Here is a 504-nt window from a genome sequence, read left to right as displayed (position 1 = left end):
GAGTATATCGAATCCGGTACTGACATCCCGTCGCCGTCGCGTGATCCCGGTTCGATGGTCCACGCTCGCGCACCAAAAAAAGGCCCTCCGGGGCGGAGGGCTGAGATCATATCTGAAGGAGATATGAGGAGACAAAGAGATCACTGAAGATCACGGGGCGATGCATTATGCGTCGCTGGTAGTATCCTAGCGTGGGAAAATCAGCCTGTGATGAGCGCAAACTGAGCATGAGCACGTAAATCGATGGGGCAATGAGCCTGGCAATTTGGGCGACGTGGAGCCTGTAGGAGAAGGCGTGCTCGAGATGCGCGAACATTTCGGGCCAGGCAGGCGCTTGTACTACGTCCAGCACGGCGAGTTGGTGATCGTGATGCTGGGCGGCGGTGTTCCCTCCTTATGTATCTTTAACGGCACTATGCGACGCGATCTGAACGTTGCGAAAGGAGCCGAAACAGCGTCGATCGGTGGATACCGAGCAGATCCGCGATTTCCTGCATGCCCATG

At 56.3% G+C, this 504-nt stretch carries 1 protein-coding gene; it reads right to left on the bottom strand.

Annotation, left to right across the window (positions count from 1 at the left end; all coding sequences use genetic code 11):
* Positions 1-413: 413 nt before the first annotated feature.
* Entirely contained in the window at positions 414-497 is an 84-nt protein-coding gene (locus P0D80_RS51120) for a hypothetical protein (RefSeq protein WP_408296596.1), read from the bottom strand.
* Positions 498-504 lie beyond the last annotated feature (7 nt).

Origin of the sequence: Paraburkholderia sp. RL17-373-BIF-A, assembly GCF_046030175.1 — a bacterium.
Lineage (GTDB): Bacteria > Pseudomonadota > Gammaproteobacteria > Burkholderiales > Burkholderiaceae > Paraburkholderia.
Note: the sequence above shows the minus strand (reverse complement) of the source record. Positions and strands in the feature narration are given on the sequence as shown.

Bases quoted from the DNA above. Each gene is read 5' to 3' on its own strand.
- P0D80_RS51120 (WP_408296596.1), bottom strand. From the start codon at position 497: ATGCAGGAAATCGCGGATCTGCTCGGTATCCACCGATCGACGCTGTTT.